At 72.2% G+C, this 21,662-nt stretch carries 27 protein-coding genes; 11 read left to right on the forward strand and 16 right to left on the reverse strand.

Features of this window, described 5'->3' with window-relative positions:
* Positions 1-1,391 precede the first annotated feature (1,391 nt).
* A complete protein-coding gene (locus tag ACSNOK_RS14905; RefSeq protein WP_436781137.1) occupies positions 1,392-2,666 on the forward strand; it encodes an MFS transporter in 1,275 nt (424 codons plus the stop codon).
* Between the two features lie 36 nt (positions 2,667-2,702).
* Positions 2,703-3,497 carry an alpha/beta fold hydrolase gene (locus ACSNOK_RS14910; RefSeq protein WP_436781138.1) on the forward strand — a complete coding sequence of 265 codons (795 nt, stop codon included), beginning with the start codon at positions 2,703-2,705 and terminating at the stop codon, positions 3,495-3,497.
* Between the two features lie 64 nt (positions 3,498-3,561).
* On the opposite strand, the gene ACSNOK_RS14915 is transcribed toward ACSNOK_RS14910, so the two are convergent.
* Positions 3,562-3,813, reverse strand: a complete 252-nt coding sequence (locus ACSNOK_RS14915) for a DUF397 domain-containing protein (protein WP_436781139.1) — start codon at positions 3,811-3,813, stop codon at positions 3,562-3,564.
* Positions 3,810-4,631, reverse strand: a complete 822-nt coding sequence (locus ACSNOK_RS14920; RefSeq protein WP_436781140.1) for a helix-turn-helix domain-containing protein — start codon at positions 4,629-4,631, stop codon at positions 3,810-3,812. Before ACSNOK_RS14920 ends, ACSNOK_RS14915 begins: the two co-directional genes overlap by 4 nt.
* Before the next feature lie 122 nt (positions 4,632-4,753).
* Here ACSNOK_RS14920 and ACSNOK_RS14925 point away from each other — a divergent pair, with 122 nt between their 5' ends.
* Positions 4,754-4,921, forward strand: a complete 168-nt coding sequence (locus ACSNOK_RS14925) for a hypothetical protein (protein WP_436781141.1) — start codon at positions 4,754-4,756, stop codon at positions 4,919-4,921.
* Entirely contained in the window at positions 4,921-5,148 is a 228-nt protein-coding gene (locus ACSNOK_RS14930; RefSeq protein ID WP_436781142.1) for a DUF6255 family natural product biosynthesis protein, read from the forward strand. The genes ACSNOK_RS14925 and ACSNOK_RS14930 overlap by 1 nt, the downstream gene beginning before the upstream one ends.
* 1,252 nt (positions 5,149-6,400) lie before the next feature.
* Here ACSNOK_RS14930 and ACSNOK_RS14935 read toward each other — a convergent pair.
* Positions 6,401-7,834, reverse strand: a complete 1,434-nt coding sequence (locus ACSNOK_RS14935) for a glycosyltransferase (protein WP_436781143.1) — start codon at positions 7,832-7,834, stop codon at positions 6,401-6,403.
* A 218-nt stretch (positions 7,835-8,052) separates the two neighbouring features.
* Between ACSNOK_RS14935 and ACSNOK_RS14940 the strand changes: the two genes are divergently transcribed.
* Positions 8,053-8,451, forward strand: a complete 399-nt coding sequence (locus tag ACSNOK_RS14940; RefSeq protein WP_436781144.1) for a hydrophobin family protein — start codon at positions 8,053-8,055, stop codon at positions 8,449-8,451.
* Positions 8,452-8,946: 495 nt separating this feature from the next.
* Here ACSNOK_RS14940 and ACSNOK_RS14945 read toward each other — a convergent pair whose 3' ends face one another.
* From ACSNOK_RS14945 to ACSNOK_RS14965, 5 genes are all read right to left on the reverse strand, one after another.
* A complete protein-coding gene (locus tag ACSNOK_RS14945) occupies positions 8,947-9,498 on the reverse strand; it encodes a GNAT family N-acetyltransferase (RefSeq protein WP_436781145.1) in 552 nt (183 codons plus the stop codon).
* A 110-nt stretch (positions 9,499-9,608) separates the two neighbouring features.
* Positions 9,609-10,211, reverse strand: a complete 603-nt coding sequence (locus ACSNOK_RS14950; RefSeq protein ID WP_436781146.1) for a DUF1707 SHOCT-like domain-containing protein — start codon at positions 10,209-10,211, stop codon at positions 9,609-9,611.
* Positions 10,212-10,580: 369 nt separating this feature from the next.
* The gene (locus ACSNOK_RS14955) at positions 10,581-10,991 is read right to left on the reverse strand and encodes a hypothetical protein (RefSeq protein WP_436781147.1); all 411 of its coding nucleotides are present in this window, start codon (positions 10,989-10,991) and stop codon (positions 10,581-10,583) included.
* Positions 10,992-11,099: 108 nt separating this feature from the next.
* Positions 11,100-11,207, reverse strand: coding sequence for a hypothetical protein (locus ACSNOK_RS14960; RefSeq protein ID WP_436781148.1), 108 nt, complete (start codon positions 11,205-11,207; stop codon positions 11,100-11,102).
* Positions 11,201-11,407, reverse strand: a complete 207-nt coding sequence (locus ACSNOK_RS14965) for a DUF1707 SHOCT-like domain-containing protein (protein WP_436781149.1) — start codon at positions 11,405-11,407, stop codon at positions 11,201-11,203. The genes ACSNOK_RS14960 and ACSNOK_RS14965 overlap by 7 nt, the downstream gene beginning before the upstream one ends.
* A gap of 185 nt (positions 11,408-11,592) precedes the next feature.
* Between ACSNOK_RS14965 and ACSNOK_RS14970 the strand changes: the two genes are divergently transcribed.
* From ACSNOK_RS14970 to ACSNOK_RS14985, 4 genes are all read left to right on the forward strand, one after another.
* A complete protein-coding gene (locus ACSNOK_RS14970) occupies positions 11,593-12,033 on the forward strand; it encodes a hypothetical protein (RefSeq protein WP_436781150.1) in 441 nt (146 codons plus the stop codon).
* Between the two features lie 63 nt (positions 12,034-12,096).
* Positions 12,097-12,393, forward strand: coding sequence for a hypothetical protein (locus tag ACSNOK_RS14975; protein WP_436781151.1), 297 nt, complete (start codon positions 12,097-12,099; stop codon positions 12,391-12,393).
* Between the two features lie 76 nt (positions 12,394-12,469).
* Positions 12,470-12,781: a hypothetical protein gene (locus tag ACSNOK_RS14980; protein WP_436781152.1), complete on the forward strand. Its 312-nt coding sequence runs from the start codon at positions 12,470-12,472 to the stop codon at positions 12,779-12,781.
* A 3-nt stretch (positions 12,782-12,784) separates the two neighbouring features.
* Positions 12,785-13,525, forward strand: a complete 741-nt coding sequence (locus ACSNOK_RS14985; protein ID WP_436781153.1) for a hypothetical protein — start codon at positions 12,785-12,787, stop codon at positions 13,523-13,525.
* A 72-nt stretch (positions 13,526-13,597) separates the two neighbouring features.
* On the opposite strand, the gene ACSNOK_RS14990 is transcribed toward ACSNOK_RS14985, so the two are convergent.
* The 3 genes from ACSNOK_RS14990 to ACSNOK_RS15000 are packed head-to-tail and all read right to left on the reverse strand — an operon-like array spanning position 13,598 to position 17,161.
* Positions 13,598-14,347, reverse strand: coding sequence for a succinate dehydrogenase/fumarate reductase iron-sulfur subunit (locus tag ACSNOK_RS14990; protein ID WP_436781154.1), 750 nt, complete (start codon positions 14,345-14,347; stop codon positions 13,598-13,600).
* The gene (locus ACSNOK_RS14995) at positions 14,344-16,455 is read right to left on the reverse strand and encodes a fumarate reductase/succinate dehydrogenase flavoprotein subunit (protein WP_436781155.1); all 2,112 of its coding nucleotides are present in this window, start codon (positions 16,453-16,455) and stop codon (positions 14,344-14,346) included. Before ACSNOK_RS14995 ends, ACSNOK_RS14990 begins: the two co-directional genes overlap by 4 nt.
* Before the next feature lies 1 nt (position 16,456).
* Positions 16,457-17,161 carry a succinate dehydrogenase cytochrome b subunit gene (locus ACSNOK_RS15000; protein ID WP_436781156.1) on the reverse strand — a complete coding sequence of 235 codons (705 nt, stop codon included), beginning with the start codon at positions 17,159-17,161 and terminating at the stop codon, positions 16,457-16,459.
* 87 nt (positions 17,162-17,248) lie between these two features.
* Here ACSNOK_RS15000 and ACSNOK_RS15005 point away from each other — a divergent pair, with 87 nt between their 5' ends.
* Positions 17,249-18,136, forward strand: a complete 888-nt coding sequence (locus tag ACSNOK_RS15005; protein WP_436781157.1) for a LysR family transcriptional regulator — start codon at positions 17,249-17,251, stop codon at positions 18,134-18,136.
* A 6-nt stretch (positions 18,137-18,142) separates the two neighbouring features.
* On the opposite strand, the gene crcB (ACSNOK_RS15010) is transcribed toward ACSNOK_RS15005, so the two are convergent.
* The 3 genes from crcB (ACSNOK_RS15010) to crcB (ACSNOK_RS15020) are packed head-to-tail and all read right to left on the reverse strand — an operon-like array spanning position 18,143 to position 19,262.
* Positions 18,143-18,496 (reverse strand): fluoride efflux transporter CrcB, encoded by a 354-nt coding sequence (crcB, locus tag ACSNOK_RS15010; RefSeq protein ID WP_436781158.1) that lies wholly within the window; start codon positions 18,494-18,496, stop codon positions 18,143-18,145.
* Positions 18,493-18,825 carry a DUF190 domain-containing protein gene (locus ACSNOK_RS15015; RefSeq protein WP_436781159.1) on the reverse strand — a complete coding sequence of 111 codons (333 nt, stop codon included), beginning with the start codon at positions 18,823-18,825 and terminating at the stop codon, positions 18,493-18,495. The genes crcB (ACSNOK_RS15010) and ACSNOK_RS15015 overlap by 4 nt, the downstream gene beginning before the upstream one ends.
* Positions 18,822-19,262, reverse strand: coding sequence for a fluoride efflux transporter CrcB (crcB, locus tag ACSNOK_RS15020; protein ID WP_436781160.1), 441 nt, complete (start codon positions 19,260-19,262; stop codon positions 18,822-18,824). The genes ACSNOK_RS15015 and crcB (ACSNOK_RS15020) overlap by 4 nt, the downstream gene beginning before the upstream one ends.
* A gap of 347 nt (positions 19,263-19,609) precedes the next feature.
* On the opposite strand from crcB (ACSNOK_RS15020), the gene ACSNOK_RS15025 reads away from it, so the two are divergent.
* Positions 19,610-19,849 carry a chaplin gene (locus ACSNOK_RS15025; protein ID WP_436781161.1) on the forward strand — a complete coding sequence of 80 codons (240 nt, stop codon included), beginning with the start codon at positions 19,610-19,612 and terminating at the stop codon, positions 19,847-19,849.
* A 134-nt stretch (positions 19,850-19,983) separates the two neighbouring features.
* Here the strand turns inward: ACSNOK_RS15025 and ACSNOK_RS15030 are convergent, their stop codons facing one another.
* Complete coding sequence (locus tag ACSNOK_RS15030; RefSeq protein ID WP_436781162.1) at positions 19,984-20,793, reverse strand: 4'-phosphopantetheinyl transferase family protein; 810 nt, start codon at positions 20,791-20,793, stop codon at positions 19,984-19,986.
* The coding region (locus ACSNOK_RS15035; protein ID WP_436781163.1) for a metallophosphoesterase family protein at positions 20,790-21,662 on the reverse strand (873 nt) is incomplete at its 5' end. The genes ACSNOK_RS15030 and ACSNOK_RS15035, both read right to left, overlap by 4 nt.

The raw sequence follows: 21,662 nt of genomic DNA on the forward strand, positions 1-21,662 counted from the left end.
CTCCGGCGCCTCCGCCCCCTCCGCCCCGGAGCCGGGCCCGGTGACCGCCCTGAAGGACACGGCCAACTCCACGGCCCAGTCCGCCACCTCCGGCGTCTCCAGCACGGCCGACGCGGCGCTGAAGTAACCACCCCGGCCGCGAAAGCGGCCGACTACGGTGCCGCCGCCCCGCCCCGCCCCGCGCGAAGCGCACCGGGCGGGCCGGCGGCACCCGCCCCCGGCGAGGGCCTCGGCAGCCGGTCGCCGGCTGTTCGGTTGATACCCCGGTCGCTGGGTGCGGTCGGGCAGGGCCTGACGTCCACACGATTGCGCCCGTGAGGCTCAACAGACGGACGTCGGGCCTTTTGCTGTTGGCTTTGAACGCCGGTGCGGCATGCCCTGGGCGATGGGCCCCGGGCGGAGGTCCGGGCAGCGGGACCATTCCCGCGTGCGCGGGGACCATGGTCGCGACGAACACGGGGTGCCGCTCGCGCCGGGACCACCCCCGCGTGCGCGGGGACCACGCCAGGAACCACGGATCAGATAGACCGCAATGGGGACCACCCCCGCGTGTGCGGGTACCACCTCAGCCTCCTGCCGCAGTCTGGAGATGGGCGGGGACCACCCCCGCGGGCGCGGGGACGACTAGGCCGGTTCTACCGCTGTACCCGCTGCTCGAGGACCACCCCCGCGTACCCGGGGACCACTCGAGCGTGCCGCGCAGCGAAGCCCCAAGGGTGGGACCACCCCCGCGTGCGCGGGGACCGCCAGGGCCGGATGACCTGTGCGAGCCGCAGCGCGGGACCACCCCCGCGTGCGCGGGGACCACAGCGCCGTGGCGGTGTCAGCCCTCACCTGTACGGGACCACCCCGCGTGCGCGGGGACCGCGGCACCTACACCGAGGCCACTGGCCGTGAGCTGGGACCACCCCCGCGTGCGCGGGGACCGCCGATCGAGGGAGACGAGATCGTCGAGGCGATCGGGACCACCCCCGCGTGCGCGGGGACCACTCGTCCGAAAGGACCGGGTACGCCTTCGGCTTGGGGCCACCCCCGCGTGCGCGGGGACCACCGACATTTCCCCGCGTCGAAGTTCGGCCTCAAGGGACCACCCCCGCGTGCGCGGGGACCACAGGGCGCCACCTGGTGTTTTAGCTCGCTCGGCCTTGGTTTTTACTCGCTTCCCGAGAAAGCGGCGAACCGGTCATACCGGTCAACGTGTACCGCACGGCGACGTACGCCCCGCGCCCTCCCGCCGGAGGAGAGCGGCGGCCGTGGTCAAGGCGCGCCCGCTTTCGCCCCAGCGTCGACAGTGCTCCTCCCCGCGCACCCACCACCACCGTATCGATCATCAGCACGCCCCCACCCCGCGGCTTGACTCTCACACCGATGTCAGACCTTAACGTCGCCGCATGGCCCCAAGCACTCCCCCTCCCTCGGGAACGGCCCACCCTTCGACGTCACCCGCAACACGAATAACACTCAGCCCCACCGGGACCAACACCCCCATCCCAACACCCCTCCACCCCAAGGCAACCCTCCCCCTCCTCACCGCCTGCGTCTTCCTGATCGGCACCGGCGAATGGGTCATGGTCGGGCTTCTTCCCACGCTGGCGGCCGACCTGAACCGGCCGCTCCCGGCCGTAGGCCGGCTCGTCACCTGGTACGCGCTCGTGGTGACCGTGGCCGGGCCCGTCGTCACCGTCGCCGTGTTGCGGCTGTCGCGGCGGCGGGCGTTGCTGGGGCTCCTGGGAGTGTTCGTGGTCGGGAACGCGGGCGCCGCGCTGGCCGACGGTGCCGGAATGCTTGCCGCGGCCCGGGTGGTCACCGCCCTCACCCACAGCACGTCCTTCGCGACCGCCCTGGTCATCGCCGTCTCGGCGGCCCCCGCCGCGCAGCGCGGCCGGGCGATCGCCGTGGTCGCCGCCGGCTGGAACCTCGCCACCGTCCTCGGCGCCCCGCTCGGCACCTGGATCGGCGGCCGGTACGGCTGGCGGACGACGTTCGGGGGAATCGCCGCCCTGAGCGTGCTCGTACTGATCGCGGTGGCCCTCGTCGTCCGGCCGCCCGAGCCGCGGACGCGCCCCGCGCCCCGCGCGGAGGTGCGCTCGCTCCTCGGGCGCGACGCGATCCGCGTCCTCGCGGTGACCGTCCTCGCCCAAGCCGGCCTCTTCACCCTCCACACCTACATCGCCCCCCTCCTCGACGACGTGAGCGGCTTCTCCCCGGACGCGGTCACGCTCCTCCTCGCCGTCTTCGGCGGCGGCGCGCTGCTCGGCAACGTCCTGGACGGCCGGTTCGCCGACCGCGCTCCCCAACGGGCCCTGCCCGCCACGCTCCTCACCCTCGCCGCCGTACTCGCGGCACTCGCCGTCGCCAGTCACGCCCGCTGGAGCGCCGCGCTCACCGTGCTCGTACTCGGCGTCGTCTCCGCCGTCCTCATCCCGCTGCTCCAGGAACGCGCCCTCGCCGCCGCCCCCGGAGCACCCACTCTCATCACCGCCGTCACGGCCTCCGCCTTCAACCTCGGTACGGCCGGCGGCTCCGCTCTCGGCGGCCAGGCCCTCGGCTCAGGCCTCGCCCTCGACGATCTCGCCTGGCTGGGCGGACTCCTCGTGACGGCCGCCGCCGTCCTCGCCGCGGTCAGGCCGGGGCGCGTCCCGTCCCGGGCCCCCGCCGCCCCCTGACCACCGAACCACCACGGAAAGCAGAAACCAGGAATCATGTCCCCCACCCACCTCCTCGCACCCACCTTCGACCGTGTCGTGAAGGGCAGCGGCCCCGCCCTCGTCCTGGCACATGGCGCCGGCGGCGGCATACAGGCCAACTTCGGCCCGGTCATGGACGGCCTGGCCGAGCGCTTCACCGTCATCGGCCCCGACTACCCGGGTACGGGACGCACGCCGCGCTCCGACGCGCCCCTCACCCTCGACGGCCTCGCCGACGAACTCGTCGCCGCCGCCGTCGAGGAGGGCCAGGAGACGTTCGCCATCACCGGCTACTCGCTGGGCGCCGCCGTGGCCGTCCGAGCCGCCGTCCGGCACCCGGAACGGGTCACCGCGCTCGTCCTCACCGCCGGTTTCGCGCGGCCCAATCCACGGTTCTCCCTGGTCGCCCGACTGTGGCGGCACGTCCTCCACACCGACGACCCGGCCCAACTCACCGCCTTCGCCGTCCTGCTCGGCTTCGCCAACCCCACGGCGGACGGGCTCTCCCAGGACACCGTCGTGGCCATGCTGGCCGCCGGCCGGGACGGCGTCCCGCCGGGGACCCTCGACCACCTCGACCTCGTCGACGACATCGACATCCGCGCCGACCTCCCGCGCGTCACGGTGCCCACCCTGGTCATCTCGACCACCCTGGACAACCTGGTCACACCCGTCCACCACCGCGAACTCGCCGACGGCATCCCCGGCGCACGCTTCGCCGAACTCGCCACGGGGCACGTACCGTTCGCCGAACGCCCGCAGGAGTGGCTGGACCTCATGCGCGGCTTCCTCGACGAGGTGGCGCACTGATCCGGTGACCGGCCGCGGCGGCCCGCCCCCTGTCTCCGTCCCCGTCGCCCCCTGCCGCCGCAGGTCAGCCGGCCGGCGCCACCAGGCGCAGGAAGGCGGTCCACGCGGGGGCGGGGACGAGGAGGGCTGGGCCCTCGGGGTTCTTGCTGTCCCTTATGGGGACGGTTCCGGTGGGAACCTGCCCGGGTGCCCATTCCAGGCATTCACCGCCGTTGGTGCCGCTGTGGCTGGACTTGATCCACGACGTGCATATGAGGTCGCCGGCGTCCGTCGGAGTGCCCGTACGCGGGACGCGCTCGCCACTGACACGCGTCATGAATCCATCTCCTTGAGGTGCGTCTGAATCAGCTCAGCGGATTCCCTCGGCGAGAGCGCGACCGCCCGAATCAGATCATAGGAGCGGGAAGCGGCGATCACTTCCTCGGGGTCCGCCGACATTCGGCCGCGCACGACACCGTCGATGTGCAGGACATCGGTCCCGTTGTCGAAGCTCAGCAGGTTGAACGAGCCGTTTACACCGGGGTGCGGTGGAGCGTCCCGGGGGACGACCTGGATGACGGTGCGGGGCCGCCCGCCCACGGTCAACAGGTGTTGCAGCTGCTTCCTCATGGCAGGGCGGCCGGGATAGGCCCGGGTGAGCGCGTACTCGTCCAGAATGAACCACGCGTGGGGAGGCGTTTCCCTTTCGAAGACGTCTTGGCGGGTGATGCGGGCCGCGACGAGGTCTTCCAGGCTGTCGGGCCGGCCCCCGGCCAGGACGGCCCGTGCGTATGCCTCGGTTTGCAGGAGCCCGGGAATGAGCTGATTGTTGAAGATGCTGAGCGAGGTCGCCTGGCGTTCCATCTCCACATACGGCAGGAACCAGCTCGGGTAGGCGAACTTGATCACCAGCGGGTACAGCCGCCCGAAATGACCGTCCGTCCCGAACGCCGCGTCGAGGTCGTGCGCCAGCGCCTCCGACGGCACCCGCTTGGCCCCCTCGATGTAGCTGATCATCGCCTGTGTCGTGTGGGCCATCCTGGCCGCCTGGGACTGAGACTTCTTCGCTGCCTTCCGAATCCGGTACAGCTCGGAGCCGAAGAAGGCCAGCAGCGACGAAGTCGGGTCCGGCAGGGACTCGTTTTCTTCCGTCATATTCCGAATGTCCCTTCGTGCATAACTCTCGCGGAGTTATGGCGGCGCCCCTTCCGGAGCGTACTCGCGCACCGCAACCCTGGGAGCACACAAGGTAATTGCCCACCGGAAGGGGTACCCCCATGCCCGAAGCCGTCCTCCCCCCACACCCGGCGTTCCGCCGCCCCGCGCCCTGCCCCGAGTGCCGACGGATCCGCGAGGCGTACTACGCCGCCTCGCGGCAGGGCGACCGGACGGCCGCGCAGGGGTGGATCGTCGCGATGGGGCGGCACCACCGGTGGGTGCACTGATGAGGTGCGGGCCCGGGGGGACGCACCCGGCGGAAGCCTGGGTGGTCGCCCGGAGCGGAGTGGCCACGTGCTGCCGCTGCGGCGTGCGGCGCTTCACCGCGTACGCGGCGCTGTGGCGGGAGGTACCGGGCCGGGCGGAGTGGGGGCCGACGGCGTCCACGGTCGGGACGGGCGTACTACGACGGAACGACCGCCGGCGCGCGTACGGTCGTGTGCGGCTGCCGTGAGCAAGGAGCAAGCGCGGCGCCGGCCCACGGCGAGCGGCCGGGCCCCGCCCGCTCCGAAGCGGGCGGAACGATCAGAGCGGAACGAGAGCGGGAAGGGAAGGACCGGAACAAATCGGCAGCGCGGATGCAGACAGAACCGTTCACTGACGGTCGGCGTGCCGTCCGAGATGCCGTGGTACGGCCACTGGATCAACCAGATGCCGTCACCCGTGCGGTTGTGGTCGACGTCGGGACACTTGCCGCTGCCGATGCTCTGGATGCGGTACAGCGGCGCTCCCACTCCCCGGCACGTCCGGCCGACTGTGGCCACCGGAGCTGGTCGCTGCCGCCGTCGTAGGTGATCACGTGACTGCCGTAGGCGTTCAGGAGGTTGCAGACGTCCGGGAGGCGGTCACTGTTGTCCGCGTTTCAGGGGGGTGAGGTCGCACGGGTTCCCCGAGCGCGCACGGTGGGGCGGCCGACGGGCCTGTGGTCGCTGCCGTAGTTCGGGTTGGCCGACGTGTTTCGGTTCTGGGTGATGACGTTGGAGGCGGCGAAGTCCGGTTTGCTGCCGCCCTGCCGGGTGGTCCGACCGCCGTTGAGAACCGGATGGTCTGCGGGACGCCGTCGTCGGCGACGTTCTGCGGGAAGCGGTTGAAGTCGCGGAGACGACCCGGTTCGCGATGTCGTTGCCGGCCGCGTATCCGGCGACCCGGGTGATGAGCGCGGCGGCGTCGGTGTGCCGCCCGCCGTCGGGCGCCGCGTGGACGGAGCGTGGATCGTCCGGTCCTCGCGTCGGACCACCGCGAGAGCCAAATGGCAGCCGCCCGGCAGCCGTCCGTCGAGGCGCAGACGGAGTCGGGGTGGAACGGCATGACATGCCGACGTTGTGGGGCCGGTGACGCGGGATGCGCAGGTAGCGGAACCGCCCGTGGCCGATGCCCCACAGGGGCGAGCGGAGCTTGCCGTTCTGCTGGAGGAGGTGCGCGCCGCCGGTGGGGACGCCGGCGCTTCCGGGAGAGCGACGCCGCTGAACCTGCGCGTCAAGTGTTCGTACTTCGCCCAACGGTCTGCATCCACAAGCCTGTTCCAGGGGGCTAGGCGGTGGTGCCGGGGGGGCACGGCCGTCTCGGGCTCACTGCCCGGCAGGAGCAGCGTCCGACGGAAGCCCTGATCGACGGAAGTGGCGAGCGATCCCCGACCCGGGTGAACGAACCCTTCCCGCGCCAGCGCCCAGGACCGGCCCGCCTGCCCCCCTACGCCCACTGCGCCCTCACCACGTGCCCGTCAGCAGACGTTCCGCCGCCCGGTGAGCCCCGTCCGTACGGACCATGGCGGCGACGGCCCGGGCGCGCGCCGCGACGTCCGGGTGGAGGGCGGACCGCAGGGCCTCGGCCAGGGAATCGGCGGTGGGCGCGGTGGGCGGATGCGCGGCGCCGATGCCGAGGGCGTGGACGCGGCGGGCCCAGTAGTGCTGGTCGTACATCTGCGGGGCGACGACCTGCGGTGCACCGGACAGCGCGGCGGCCGTGGTCGTCCCCGCACCGCCGTGATGGACGACGGCCGCGACCCTCGGGAACAGAGCCCGTTGGTTGACGTCGCCGATGGCGAGGCAGTCGGGGGCGTCGTCCACGAGGGACAGGCCGGCCCAGCCCCGGGAGACGATCGCGCGCCGTCCGGAGGCGCGGGCCGCGCCGATCATCGCCTCGGGGAGGCCGGGGGTGGCGCGGATGCTGCCGAAGCCGAAGTAGACGGGGGGTTCACCGGCTTCGAGGAAGTCCTCCAGGGCGGGGGAGAGCGGGGCGTCGTCCGGGAGCAGCCAGGCACCCGGCTGCCACACCCCGCCCGGGCGCCACGCCGCGTCAGACCTTCCCGCCGCTTCAGCCGCTCCCGCCGCTACCGTCGTGCTCGCCGATCCCGCCGCTTCCACCGCACCGGGCTTCGTCCCGGTCTCCTCCTCACCGCTCGCCTCCTCACCGCTCGCCTCCCCACCGCTCTCCTCCCCACCGCTCTCCTCCCCATCGCTCGGCTTCCCACCGGGCTTCTCCTTGCCAGGCCCCCGTCCGCCCGCCCCCTCCCCGTGCGGCCACGGGCCGAGAACCGGATCGGCGGTGAGCCAGGGAGTGGTGCCCAGCATGTGACCGCGTACATCCGCCACCGGAGGCAGACCGGTGTCCCTCCGGCAGGAGTTGAGGATGTCGCGGAAGGTGGCGTTCACCTGGTCGGCGTCCTCGGCCCAGAGGGCCCGGTGGTCGGCCGTGTCCGGGGCGAGCGGGCGCCCCTGCAGGGCCAGCGGGGGCGGGGCGTGGTGGGTGGAGGGGAGGACCACCGGGCAGTAGGAGGCGTGGGCGTAGGGGACGCCGGCCGCTTCCGCCACCGAGCGCGCGGCGATCTGCAGTCCGCCGCCCGCCACGACGGCGTCGCAGCCCCGGGCCGCCGCCGGGAGCGTGGCGAACTGCGTGACGACCGTCCCCTCGGCCAGCGCGCGCAGCCGCTCGGGTGAGGGGCGGAAGCCGCCCCCGGACGCGGTACCGCGCAACGCGGGCCCGATGGGCACCACGGAAAACCCCAGCCCCTCGATCCACTCTCCGAAGTCCGGTGGCACGCACAGGCGCGCCTTCGCGCCCAGCGCCCGGAGCGCGGTGGCCAGCGCGAGCATCGGCTGCACCTCACCCCGAGTCCCGATGGTCGACAGCAGTACGCGCATCGCGACAACACCCCCCGTTCGGCCTGCCCCGGCCGCCCGACGCGCCCGGCGAGCCGATTCTGAGGCGTACTGCCGGTCTTGCGGCAACCTCCCCTCCCGGCCCTATGGTGAAAATGCCGGACGAACACGGCACAAGCACCGGACCGGGGCACGGGATGTACTCCATCGGGTGGTTCCCGTGCGCGGGCGGCTTGGTTCGCGGGTCGGTGGAGCAACGGATGAGCGAGGAACGCGCTCTGCCGCCCCTCGACCGTCCGGCCGCCGCTCGAAGGACTCCCGTGAAGACGATCGCCCGCTGCCTCGCCGGCCTCTCGGCCGCCACCACTCTCGCCCTGCCCCTGGTCCTGCTCCCGGCCCCCGCCGGGGCGGTGACGCGCGCCCCCGCCGGTTCCACGACGCCCATGCACTGCCGCAGTGTCGGCGCCGCGCGGGACGCCGACGTGGCCTCCGTCCTCAAGTCCCTCGGCGTCGTGCTCCGGAACCCGGACACCCCGGTCGGCCTCTCCTGCACCCCCACCCGCAACGGCGATCCCGGCGTCAACTTCTGCGGGGACAAGGACCCGGTCCACGGAATCGCCGTCATCGGCCGTTACCCCACGGGTCACATCTGCTCCTGAGCCCACTCTCACCTGGAAGACGATGTGGCCGCAGGCGAACGGCGGCCCCGAGCCGTCCTCCACAACGAGCCGCGCCGCCCGCCCGGTGGCCTCGCCGCGGAGGCGGACGGTGAGGTAAGGCCCCGCGTCGGGCCCTTTGCCGAGACACCGGGCCCGGCGTACGTTCATGAGGGTCCGCTCGGCGGCCCGGGCGAGCCGCCCGTTGCCTGTGCGGAGAGACCGGGGCAGCGGCCGAGTGCCGTCTCCTCGGAGCCGACTACGCCCCATGTCCAGCGCGGGGCAGTCGTCCGCCGTAGAGCGGAACCGCCACCGGTCACACTCCGCCATCCCCCCGCCAACTCGGCACCTCTCCGCTCTCCGGCCGTCCGTCCGGCGACCGACGGCCCGGTACGACGAGGCGGCTCAGGCGAGCCGGTCGCGCCGGACAAAGGGCGTCAGGGACGGATCAGGGAAGGATCAGGGACGAATCAGGGACGCCCTCGCCGCTCCCGCCGCCTACCCGACCCCCGGGCGCGGATCGTCCCGGAGCACGCCGTACAGCGCCGCGTCCCGCCACCGCCCGTCCCGGAAGGCGTAGCCGCGCATGATGCCCTCGCAGGTGAACCCCACCTTCTCCAGGGCGCGCCGTTCGGCGGCATTCTCGGCCTCGGTGATCGCTTCGATGCGGTGCACGGTGGTGTGGGCGAACAGGTAGTCCACCAGAAGCCGTTGGGCACGTGTACCGGCGCCATTGCCCCGGAACTCGGGGAAGAGTTGAGCGCCGATGTTCCAGGAGAGGGAGGTGCGCCAATTGACGACCTTCCGCCATCCGACGATGCCGAGCCGGTCCTCCTCGCCACCACCCCGGCCCGCCACGATCACCAGCTGACCGCCGTCGTCGGACAGCATCCCGTTCTCCTCCCAACGCCTCCGCCAAGCGCGGGCGTCGGTCCAGCCGGTCCACTGGAACGGTCCGACGGTGTCGGGGTCGGTCAGGAAACGGTCGAGTTCGGGGAAGTCGTCGGCCTGGACCGGTCGTAGTCGCAGCCGGGTCGCGTCGTGGCTCATCGGGGCACCGTAGCCACAGGCGTCTCAACTCCGCGTAAGGGCACACGAGCTCCGTACCGGGGATCCACATGGGGGAGCCCCCCGACCCGCCGGAAAGCGGAACAGGGACCTCAGCCCTGCGTGAGCTCCGTACGCCGCTTGCTCCGCCGCAGTTCCCGCCGCTTGGGGTGGCGGACGACGACGCCCGCCAGGCCCGGCTTGCCGCTGAGCCGGATCAGTGGGGCGCCGGGGCGGCGAGGTGTGGTGGCGGTCTTGTCCTTGACTCCGCCCTCCATGCCGTCGGTGTCGACACCCCACCCCTCGGGCACGACGAGCACGACCCCACCGAGCGCGCCGTCCGCCTCCACCGCGACCTCCGGCAGCCGGCACTCCGCCGCGGTGAAGTCGAGGACGACGCCGCCCATACCGCCGTTGGCGACGATGCGCGCGGGCGCCGTCCAGTACCCCTCGCGCTTCGCGCCGTGTATACCGCCGTTGAGGATCAACGGTTTGCCCGGGTCCGCACCCGCCGGATGCGGCAGGTCCGCGATGAGCGTGGCCAGCTCACCGTGGGTCCGGGCACGCAACGCCCGCTCCACCCGCTCGTCCAACTCGGCAAATTCGAGCCGCCCTTCGGCAACCGCCTCGTTCAACCGCTGGATGACCGCCTCGCGTTCGGCGTCGGAGGCGCGCACGGACGCGTCGTCGTCGGAGGCCGGCAGCTGCTCACTCATGCACCCCATGCTAAGCACTCCGGATCCCGGGCTTCGAGACCCGGGCTCGCCGCCGGCGCCGTCGCGACGGCTGACGCGGCCCCCGCCGGGCACGGAGTCCAGGCCATCTCGCTCGCGCGGGGAACACCGAGGCCGCGCACCTGTCCGGTGCACGGGCCCGTAGCGCCTTGCCTTCGCGAACCTGACGAACCGCGCTCACTCACTCGCGCGAGCTCCGTATGGCACCGTTCCGGGCTCGCTCACGGTTTTCGCGTCGTGTGTACGACCTCGTTCGTCGCTCAGCGGACGGGCCCGGCTTACGCCGCGAACGTCGGGGCCGCCGCCTTCGTGACGCACGGCCCCGACGCGGGTGTGACTCCGGGCTCTGCTCTAGTCCACGCCGCCCCACTGAGCCGGGTAGTCCGGTGGCCAAGGGACGCTGAAGTCGAACAGGGAGGCGCGGTCCATCAGTGAGTATTCAGCCTCGCGCCAAGCGGGCCGGCTGCCGACGACAAAACTTTCGCCTCCCGGTTCCAGCATCCAGGTCCATTCCGCGTCCTCTGTCTTCAGGCCGTGCCGCTCCTGCAGCACCGCGAACTCCTGGCCCGTGGAGCGCCGGACGTGTACCCCGTGGGGATAGAGGGACTTGACGCACATCAGGTCCACATGGCCGATGTAGACCTCGACATGCGTCGTGGTCTCATCGATCACGGTGGCTTCGCTCACCAGGATCAACTGCCGGTGCGATGCGGTGAAGCTGGCGACCCGGAAAAGACGTCCTTTTCGGAGAAAATCCGGCATTCTTGCGAAACTCCTTGCCTCGGAATTGCTGGGCCCGGTCGGGGCGGGTGGGCTCGACCGGCCGTCCGTTCCAATACCATTTGACCGACTCCCATTTCTGCTTGCCCATCACCACTTGAGCCGCAACAGCGCCATCTCCCATGCGGTTCCATAGCCGTCCCGGGCAGCAAGCCGCCAGTCCGCTCCCAGCAGGGGGCGGCCCCTCTCGATCAGCATGGCGAGCGCTTCATCGGCATTCTTGGCGCCGGCCACCCGCCCTTGAGCGTCAGCGGTTTGCCTGGGTCCGCGCCCGCCGGGCGCGGCAGGTCCGCGGTGAGGGCGGCCAGTTCGCCGTGGGTTCGGGCGCCCAGCGCCCGCTCCACCCGTTCGTCCAGCACGTCGGATTCGAGCCGCCCTTCGGCCACCGCCTCGTTCAACCGCTTCCCTACTGTCTCGTGTTCGGCGGTGGAAGCGCGCCGGTCTCGGCGTCGCCGGCGGCCGGCTGCTGCTCACTCATACGCCCAGTCGCCAAAAGCTCTGGACGGCCTCAAAAATCTCTTGCTAAACATGACCCGATCAACGTGCTGTGATCGAGAGGTGACGAGCTGCTATGGGGGGGAGTATGGCGAAAGCCGCCGTGCAACCGCAGCCGCTGGACCCGGACACCCGCCTGCTCGTACCGGTCATGGCTCCGGGCAGGGGACACGGCCGCTCCACGGTCGCCGGCCTGCTGGCCGCCGCCTTCGCGGCTTACGGCGAAACGATCCTGCTGGACACTACTCCGCGGTTCACTTCCCGGTGGCCGCAGTGGGTTACCCAACCCGTCAACGGCCTCGCCGCCGTCCCGCCGAACCGGGTGGCCAGACGGACGCGGGTCCGGGCAGCAGCATCGACCGTCGCTGTCCCCGGTGCGCGCCCGTGGCAGGTGATGACCGACCATCTGCCCTGGCACGCGGCGCCGCTCGCAGTCCCCGACCAGCCGGACGCCTGGCGCCAACTCGCGGGATCGGCGGCCGGCCCTCCGCCATCGCGGGCACCACCCACGCCTTCACCCGCGCCGTGACCACCTCTCGTCACGCCGGCACCCCCGGGTCTCAGCGCCTCCTGGTGCTCTCTGCCGTGCGCCGTGCCAGTGATCTGCATGGCGGCGGCGGGCGAGGGTGTGGGTGCGCTCCAGACCGCCGTCATGGCCGTCGAGGCGGAAGGCCTTCCGCCGGCCCGGATGGCCGCCGTCGCAGCTCTCGGAGACGGACGGTTGCCCCGGCCCGTAAAGGCGACCACCACCATGCTCCAGGGCGAACTCGCCGCTCGGGTGAACGTGTCCTTCGACGAACGCATCCGCTCCCACGGGCTCCGTGACACCTCCCGTCTCAAATCGCGCACTACGGCTGCCGGCAGCCAACTGGCGGCAGCCGTCCTGTAGTCGGGCGTCACGCATGGGGCGAGTCGCTCCCGCATGCCGCCGTCCCCGCCCCCTACCCGGAAGGAAAAGGGCCCCTGTGGCCTTGCATCAGCAGCTCGGGTTTCTTGCTGACGGCGACCCGCTGACTCCCCGAAAACCGAAGAACCTGCCCGGTAAAGTCGGTTCGAGCACAGATACCCTCATCGGCTGGTCTCTCGCCGGTGCCCTGATCGCCTGTCTGCTCGATTTCATCCTCGTCGCCGCCCTTATCGGCGTCAGGCACAACACCGAGCGGCCGGAGATGGCCGCACGAGGCAAGCGGTCCGTGCTCTGGTTCCTCGCGGCGGTCGCCTTGATCGGCTGTGCCTTCGGCCTCGTCAAGGCGCTTTACAGCATGGGAGGGAACTGACCGGTGTCGTTCATATCGGTCGATCACCAACGTGGGACCGCCCGGCGCCGGCTTGTGTTGATCACCGCGGGCGTCGTGATGGTGGCGACAGCCGTCGTCGTCTACTTCGCGGTGTTCGCCGGCAATGGGGGGCGTGAGAGGAAGCGGGTCTCGGCACCCGCGTCTTCGCCGACCGCCGAACCACGGGACCGCGGCTCGGCTTCACCCACGGTGCTTCCGAAGCCCAAAAGTGTCAAGGACGGTGTGCCGGTCGGATATCCCCACACGGTGGAAGGTGCCGTATCAGCCGCTGCCCACTATTCGGACGTCGGTGATCTGTTCACCCCGGAGACCGCCGAACGGCAGGCACACGTCACCGCCGAGCCGGGCTTCCAAGAGCTGATGGCCGGTTTTGCGAAGGCGGCTGCTCAGGAAGCCCGGAAAACTCACGGCCTGCCTCCGGACGGGGAGTCCGACCAAGGCAGTTACTACGCCAGGCAGGCCCGGGCCTACCACATCATCTCTCAAAGCCCGGGAAAGGTGTCGCTCTGGCTCCTCGAGGAGACGACGGTATCGGTTCGCGGAGTACTGAGCGAACAGGGGCCGGGGGTGCATGGAGCAATCATGACCTGGGCTAACGGCGACTGGCACCTGAGCGTGGACCTTGTGATCGGTCAACACGACGAAGAGCCCCCGGCCGTGGTGACCCCGGGAAGTCCCGAAGCGGTTCGCGAAGGGTGGCGTGCGCTCGCCTACGAGAAGTAAGAGCGGGCCGCACGAAGGCCGTCTCGACCTCTTGTTCATGGCGCGCGCGGAGGTCGCGCCCGGTGGCCACCCCTACCTCCCCCGCCCCTTCACCGCCGCCCGCAAGTACTCGCGGTTCATGCGGCCGATCGCCGTCAGGGGGATGCCCTTCGGGCAGGCCGTGGCGCATTCGCCGGTGTTGGTGCAGCCGCCGAAGCCCTCGGCGTCCATGGTGTCGATCATGTCGAGGACGCGGGACTCCCGCTCCGGGGCGCCCTGGGGGAGGACGTTGAGGTGGACGACCTTCGCGGACGTGAAGAGCATGGCGGAGCCGTTGGGGCAGGCGGTGACGCAGGCGCCGCAGCCGATGCACTCGGCGTGTTCGAAGGCGAGGTCGGCGGTCGGCTTGGGGACCGGGGTGGCGTGGGCCTCGGGGGCGGAGCCGGTGGGGACGGAGACGTAGCCGCCGGCGCCGATGACGCGGTCGAACGCCGAGCGGTCGACGACCAGGTCCTTTACGACCGGGAAGGCCGCCGCCCGCCACGGTTCGACGTCGATGGTGTCGCCGTCGGAGAAGTGGCGCATGTGGAGCTGGCAGGTGGTCGTGCGCTCCGGGCCGTGCGCCCGGCCGTTGATGACCATGCCGCAGGCGCCGCAGATGCCCTCGCGGCAGTCGTGGTCGAAGGCGACGGGCTCGTCCCCGGCGAGGATCAGCTCCTCGTTGAGGTGGTCGAGCATCTCCAGGAAGGACATGTCCTCGCTGATGCCCTTCACCTCGTAGGTCCTCATGGCGCCCGGCTCCTCGGGGGTGCGCTGGCGCCAGATGCGCAGGGTGAGGTTCACGCGTAGCTCCGCTGGGTGGGGTGGACGTATTCGAAGGTCAGCTGTTCCTTGTGGAGCACCGGGGGCGTGCCCGTGCCCGTGAACTCCCAAGCCGCCGCGTACGAGAACTCCTCGTCCTTCCGCGCCGCCTCGCCCTCCGGCGTCTGGCTCTCCTCGCGGAAGTGGCCGCCGCAGGACTCGGTGCGGTGCAGCGCGTCCAGGCACATCAGCTCGGCCAGCTCCAGGTAGTCGACGATGCGATTCGCCTTCTCCAGGGACTGGTTGAGCTCCTCGCCCGTCCCCGGCACCTTGATCCGGCGCCAGAACTCCTCCCGCAGCGCGGGGATGCGGTCCAGCGCCTTGCGCAGGCCGCTGTCCGTCCGTGCCATGCCGCACTCGTCCCAGAGGAGTTCGCCCAGTTCGCGGTGGAACGAGTCCGGCGTCCGGTCGCCGTCGACGGACAGCAGGCGGGCCAGTCGGTCCTGGGCCTCGCCCACCGCCTCCGCCACCGCCGGGTGGTCCTCCGGGACGGGGGCGTGCGGATGCCGGGCCAGGTAGTCGTTGATCGTCGACGGGAGGACGAAGTAGCCGTCGGCCAGGCCCTGCATCAGCGCGGACGCGCCGAGCCGGTTGGCGCCGTGGTCCGAGAAGTTGGCCTCGCCGATCGCGAACAGGCCCGGAACGGTCGTCTGGAGGTCGTAGTCGACCCACAGGCCGCCCATCGTGTAGTGGATCGCCGGGTAGATGCGCATCGGCACCTCGTACGGGTCCTCGGCGGTGATCCGCTCGTACATCTCGAAGAGGTTGCCGTACTTCGCCTCCACCGCCTTCCGGCCCATCCGCCGGATCGCGTCCGCGAAGTCCAGGTAGACGCCCTGCCCGCCCGGGCCGACGCCGCGCCCCTCGTCGCAGACGTTCTTCGCGGCGCGCGAGGCGATGTCGCGCGGGACGAGGTTGCCGAAGGAGGGGTAGATCCGCTCCAGGTAGTAGTCGCGCTCGTCCTCCGGGATCTCGCTGGGAGGCCGCGTGTCGCCCTTCGCCTTCGGCACCCAGATGCGGCCGTCGTTGCGGAGCGACTCGCTCATCAGCGTCAGCTTGGACTGGTGGTCGCCGGAGCGCGGGATGCAGGTGGGGTGGATCTGGGTGAAGCAGGGGTTGGCGAAGTACGCGCCGCGGCGGTGCGCCCGCCAGATCGCCGTCGCGTTGGAGTTCTTGGCGTTCGTCGAGAGGTAGAAGACGTTGCCGTAGCCGCCCGTGGCCAGTACCACGGCGTCCGCGACGTACGTACGCACCGCCCCCGTCACCAGGTCGCGGGCGACGATGCCGCGCGCCCGCCCGTCGACGACGATCAGGTCCAGCATTTCCGTGCGCGGGTGCATCTCCACGTTCCCGGCCGCGATCTGCCGGGACAGCGCCTGGTAGGCGCCGAGCAGCAGTTGCTGGCCCGTCTGCCCGCGCGCGTAGAAGGTCCGCGAGACCTGGACACCGCCGAACGAGCGGGTGTCGAGCAGGCCGCCGTACTCGCGGGCGAACGGCACTCCCTGGGCCACGCACTGGTCGATGATCTCGACCGAGACCTGGGCCAGGCGGTGGACGTTGGACTCGCGGGCCCGGAAGTCGCCGCCCTTGACGGTGTCGTAGAAGAGGCGGTGGACGGAGTCGCCGTCGTTGCGGTAGTTCTTCGCCGCGTTGATGCCGCCCTGGGCGGCGATGGAGTGCGCCCGGCGCGGCGAGTCCTGGTAGCAGAACTGGACGACGCGGTAGCCCTGTTCGGCGAGGGTGGCGCCGGCCGCGCCGCCCGCCAGGCCGGTGCCGACGACGATGACGGTCTGCTTGCGGCGGTTGGCCGGGTTGACGAGCTTGGCGTCGAAGCGGCGGCGGTCCCAGCGCTCGGCTATCGGCCCGTCGGGGGCCTTGGTGTCGGCGATCGGGTCGCCGGTGATCCAGCGGGTGTGGTCGTCGCCAGGGGCCCGGTGGGGGTGGTCGTCGCCGGCGGTCCGGCGGGTGTGGTCGTCACCGACGGTCCGGCGGGTGCGGTCATCACCGGCGGTCCGGCGGGCGTGGCCGTCACCGTCGGCCCTGCGGGCCCGGTCGTCGCGGGAGGTCCAGTGGGAGGTCCGGTCGGACATGTCAGCTCACGATTCCTGTCAGCACGCCGATCGGTACGGCGAGGAAGCCGAGGGTCAGCAAGGTGGCCAGACCGTTGGCGATCACCTTCAACGCCCGGTCGCGGCGCGGGGAGTTGGCGCCCAGCGTCTGGGCCGCGCTCCAGAAGCCGTGCCGGATGTGCAGGCCGAGCGCGAGCATCGCGGCGATGTAGAAGGCGCTCACGTACCAGCGGTCGAAGGAGGCCACCAGGTTCTCGTACGGGCGGCCCTCCTCGGCGTTGGGGTTCACCGTGAGGGTGGTGAGGTCCAGGATGTGCCAGACGATGAACAGCGCCAGGATCACCCCGCCCCAGCGCATCGTCCGCGTGGCGTAGCTCGCCCGCGCCCGCTTCCGCTCGTACCCGGCCGGGCGGGCGGCCAGATCGCGGCGGCTGAGCTGGTAGGCGGCCACGCCGTGCAGGACGACGGACGCCGTGAGCACCACCCGCGTCAGCCACAGGAACCAGGTGCGGTGCAGGAAGGGCTCGCCGATGGTGCGGATCCAGTGGCCGTAGTGGTTGAACTCCCCCGGCCCGAAGAAGACTTTGAGGTTGCCCATCATATGGGCGACCAGGTACGCCAGCATGATCAGTCCGGTGGCCGCCATGACCGCCTTCTTGCCGACGGTCGAGCGCCACAGGACGCCGATGAGGGACGGGGAGCGGTCCGTCCGGGTCGCCAGTGCCATGCCGCCGACAGTAGGTCGGCAAGATTCATGCGTCCAAGACATGGCGGAGCTGGTTTCCATAGGGAATGCCTATCTACCCTGCTCGGTGTGCAACTGCAGCAGCTCCGCTACTTCGCGACCGTGGCCGACGTACGGCACTTCACCCGGGCCGCCGAGGCGCTCCACGTCGCCCAGCCGTCCCTCTCCCAGCAGATCCGCGCGCTCGAACGGGAGCTCGGCGCCGACCTCTTCCACCGGGCGCGCGGCAACATCACGCTGACCGACGCGGGCGAGGCCCTGCTGCCGCTGGCCCGGCGCATCCTCGCCGACACGGACACCGCGCGGCGCGAGGTGCAGGAGGTCGCGCACCTGCGGCGCGGCCGGGTACGGCTCGGCGCGCCGCCGAGCCTGTGCGCCAGCCTGGTGCCGGACGTGCTGCGGGCCTACCACGAGCGCTACCCCGGCATCGAGCTGTTCGTCGACGAGGGCGGCTCCCGCGACCTGGTCCGCGACCTGGCCGCCGGCGAGCTCGACCTCGCCCTGATCATCACCCCGCTCGGCGTCGGCGCCCCCGCCCTCACCACCACCGAGCTGCTGCGCGAGGACCTGGTCGTCGTCTCGTCCCCGTCCGCCCCGCGCCCGGTGCGCCGGGCCCGGATCCGGGTCGGGGACCTGCGCGGCCTGCCGCTGGTGATGTTCCGGCGGGGCTACGACCTGCGGGAGATGACCATTGCGGCCTGCCGGGCGGCCGGCTTCGAGCCGTCGTTCACCGTGGAGGGCGGGGAGATGGACGCCGTCCTGGGCTTCGTCCGGGCCGGGCTCGGCGTCGCCGTCGTCCCCGGCATGGTCGCCGCCCGATCCGGGCTGCGCGTCACCCCCTTCGAGGGGGAGCGGATGCGGCGGACGGTGGCCGTGGCGCACCGCAAGGACGCGCCCCCACCGCGCGCGGCACGGGAGTTGTGGGGGGTGCTGCTGGAACACCTGGGGGAGGACTAGCCGGCGTCAGAACGCCCCGCCCAGCCACACCCCCGCGTACGCCGCCGCGAGCCCCGCCCCCACGCTCCCCAGCACGTTGAGCACCGCCGCCCCTCGCGCCCCGTCCTCCGCCAGCCGCAGCGTCTCGTACGAGAACGTCGAGTACGTGGTGAGCGCCCCGCACAGACCGGTGCCCAGTCCCAGCCGTACGCCCTCCGGGGCCACGGCGGTCACCACCCCCAGCACCAGGCAGCCGACGACGTTCACCGTGAACGTGCCCCAGGGGAACACCGCGTCGTGCCGCGCCTGGACGGCCCGGTCGGTGAGGTAGCGCAGCGGAGCGCCGGCCATGGCGCCGACGACGACGAACAGCCAGTTCACCCCCGGTGGACCTCGACCTCGTCCAGGGTGACCAGGCCGCCGGGGTGCCCGTCCAGCAGCTCGTCGACGACGGGCAGGAACGCCCGGACGCGTTCCGGCACGTCCACGATCACCACGGCCACGGGCAGGTCCTCGCTCAGCGACAGCAGCCGGGTGGTGTGCACGCGGGACGAGGCGCCGTAGCCCTCGATCCCCCGGAACACGCCGGCGCCCGCCAGCCCGGCCCGGTGGGCGCGGTGGACGAGTTCGGAGAAGAGGGGCCTGCCGTGAGCGGTGTCGGACTCGCCGAGGTACACCGTCAGCCGGAGCGCCGGCCCGGGCGGGATCACCGTCGGCCTCCGCGCACCAGCCGGCGGGTCACGGCCGACGCCGCCCACACCGCCGCCAGCGCGGCGAGCGGCGTCGCGGCCAGGTACAGCAGCCCGGTGGCCGTCCTGCCGTCCGCCAGGAGACGCCGGACGTCCACCGCGTAGGTGGAGAACGTCGTGTAGCCGCCGAGCACCCCGGTGCCGAGGAAGGGGCGCAGCAGCCGGTGCGGGGAGCCCCGCTCGGCGATGGTCACCAACAGGACGCCGATCAGCGCGCAGCCGGTCGCGTTGACCAGGAACGTCGTCCAGGGGAAGGCACCGTCCGGCGTCGGCCACAGCAGACCGGCCCCGTAGCGGGCCGCGGCGCCCAGCCCGCCGCCGACGGACACCGCCGCCACCACGGGCCCCTGACCGGGGCCGCGTCGTGCGGTGGCCGGTACGGCCGGTGTCGTGCTCACCCGGTCACGCTAGCGCACGGCCTGGTGGGGCACCTGCCGGGTGGGGCACCTGTCGCGTGGGGCGCCTGCCCGGTGGCGGCGGGCATCCGTCCGACGACGATCGCGATCCCGTGCGGGGCGCTCCGCCCGGGACCGGTCCATCCATCCGGCCGTCCCTTGTACGTGCCTTGTACGTGGTGCGGGGCTCGGTCGTAGAGATGTCCCGGGGGACGGGGGACCGGTCGGCGTCCGGTCACCCGTCCGCCGCACGATTCGAAACCTTCGGGGTGATCCGGCGTTGATCCGGGCTCCCGGCCGTCAACCGGCCGTGAGCCCGACCCTGTCAGACCGAACGAAGGTGTCACCCCATGTCACGAATCGCCAAGGCAGCGGCCCTCACCGCCACCGTGGGCGCGGCGCTCGCCGGCGCCACCGGCACCGCCCTCGCCGACTCGAACGCCAAGGGGGCGGCCGTCGGCTCCCCGGGCGTCATCTCCGGCAACGTCATCCAGATCCCGATCCACCTCCCCATCAACCTCTGCGGCAACACCGTCGACATCGTCGGGCTGCTCAACTCGACCAACGGCAACGTCTGCGTCAACGACTGACGCACCGCACCCCGAGGACACCGGGCGCGACCGCGCCGGGCCCCCGCTCCGCACGGCGGAGGGCCCGCGGGTCCGGCGCCCGTTCGTGGGGCCCCCGACCCGGTCGGCGGGCGCCACATCGATGTCGGCGGGCGTCACAGGGCGGGGGCCCGGTTCCCCTCCGTCCCGGCGGCGGAATCCGTCCCGGCGGCGGAATCCGTCGCGGCGGTGGGATCCGTCCCGGCGGCCGGCTCCGTTCCGGTGGTTCCCTCCGCCCCGGCGGGCGATTCCACAGCAACGGGCGCGGGGACGGCGATGGCCGTGACGACCAGCCCCTCGGCCGCCGCCCAGCGCCCCTCGAAGCCGTCCAGCCGGCGGTCGCCGACCACCGGCCCGGGGACCAGCAGCCGGGCCGAGAACGTACCGGCGACCGGGTCGACGGACAGTTCCGCCTCGTCGAAGTCCAGCTCCAGGCCGGTCAGTGGGTACCAGGCCTTGAACACGCTCTCCTTGGCGCTGAACAGCAGCCGGTCCCAGTGCACGGCCGGGTGGCGGGACGCCAGCTCGGCCAGCCACTCCCGCTCGGCCGGCAGCGAGACCATGTCGAGGACGCCGTCCGGCAGCGGCCCGTTGGGCTCGGCGTCCATCCCGAGCGACGCGGCGTCGGCGGCCCGCGCCACCGCGGCGCCCCGGAAGCCCGCGCAGTGCGTCATGCTGCCGACCACGCCGTCGGGCCAGCGCGGCGCGCCCCGCCGGCCGGGCAGCAGCGGTCCGGGCGGGAAGCCGAGCCGGCCGAGGGCGGCGCGGGCGCACACCCGGACGGTGGCGAACTCGTGCAGCCGCTTGGGGACGGCGCGGGCGACGTGGGCCGCCTCCTCGGGGAAGAGGAGGCTCACCGGGTCGTCCGGCGCGTCGGAGAAGGCGTGCTCGGTGACGACCGAGGCGGGCAGGAGTGCGGAGATCACCAGACGGCTCCCGCTTCGTCGACGGGCTGGGGCAGGATCTGCCGGAGTGGCTCGCGGGGCGGGCGGGGCCGCCACTCGCGCGGGTAGCCCACCGACACCTCCTCGAAGCGCACCCCGTCGTAGTACGTGACGCGGGGGATGTGCAGATGGCCGTAGACCGCGGCGGCGGCCCGGAAGCGGACGTGCCAGTCGGCGGTGAGCTCGGTGCCGCACCACTGGGCGAAGTCCGGGTAGCGCAGGATCCTGGTGGGCTGGCGGACCAGCGGCCAGTGGCTGACGAGGACGGTCCGCAGGCCGGGGTCGAGCTCCGCCAGGCGGCGCTCGGTGTAGGCGACGCGCGCGCGGCACCAGGCGTCCCGGGTGGGGTACGGGTCGGGGTGCAGGAAGTGCTCGTCGGTGCAGACCACGCCCGCCTCGTAGGCCCGGCGCAGCGACTCCTCCTTGGAGTCGGCCCCGGGGACGCGGAACGTGTAGTCGTAGAGGGTGAACAGCGGTGCCACGGCGACCGGTCCGCCGTCGCCCTCCCACACCGGGTAGGGGTCCTCGGGCGTGGCGACGCCGAGTTCGCGGCAGAGCTCCACCAGGCGCAGATAGCGCTTTTCGCCGCGCAGGTCGACGGGGTCCTTGGGCGGCGTCCACAGCTCGTGGTTGCCGGGCGCCCAGATCACCTTGGCGAACCGGCCGGCGAGCAGTCGGAGCACCCACTCGACGTCCGCGTACCGCTCGCCGATGTCACCGGCGACGATCAGCCAGTCGCCGTCGTGACCGGGGCGCAGGGTCTCGGTGAGGGCGCGGTTCTCGGCGTGGGCGATGTGGAGGTCGCTGACGGCGAGCAGCCGGGGGTGGGGGTGGGGTGCCCGCGGGGGGGG

The sequence above is a fragment of the Streptomyces sp. URMC 126 genome (assembly GCF_051386555.1).
Classification (GTDB): domain Bacteria; phylum Actinomycetota; class Actinomycetes; order Streptomycetales; family Streptomycetaceae; genus Streptomyces.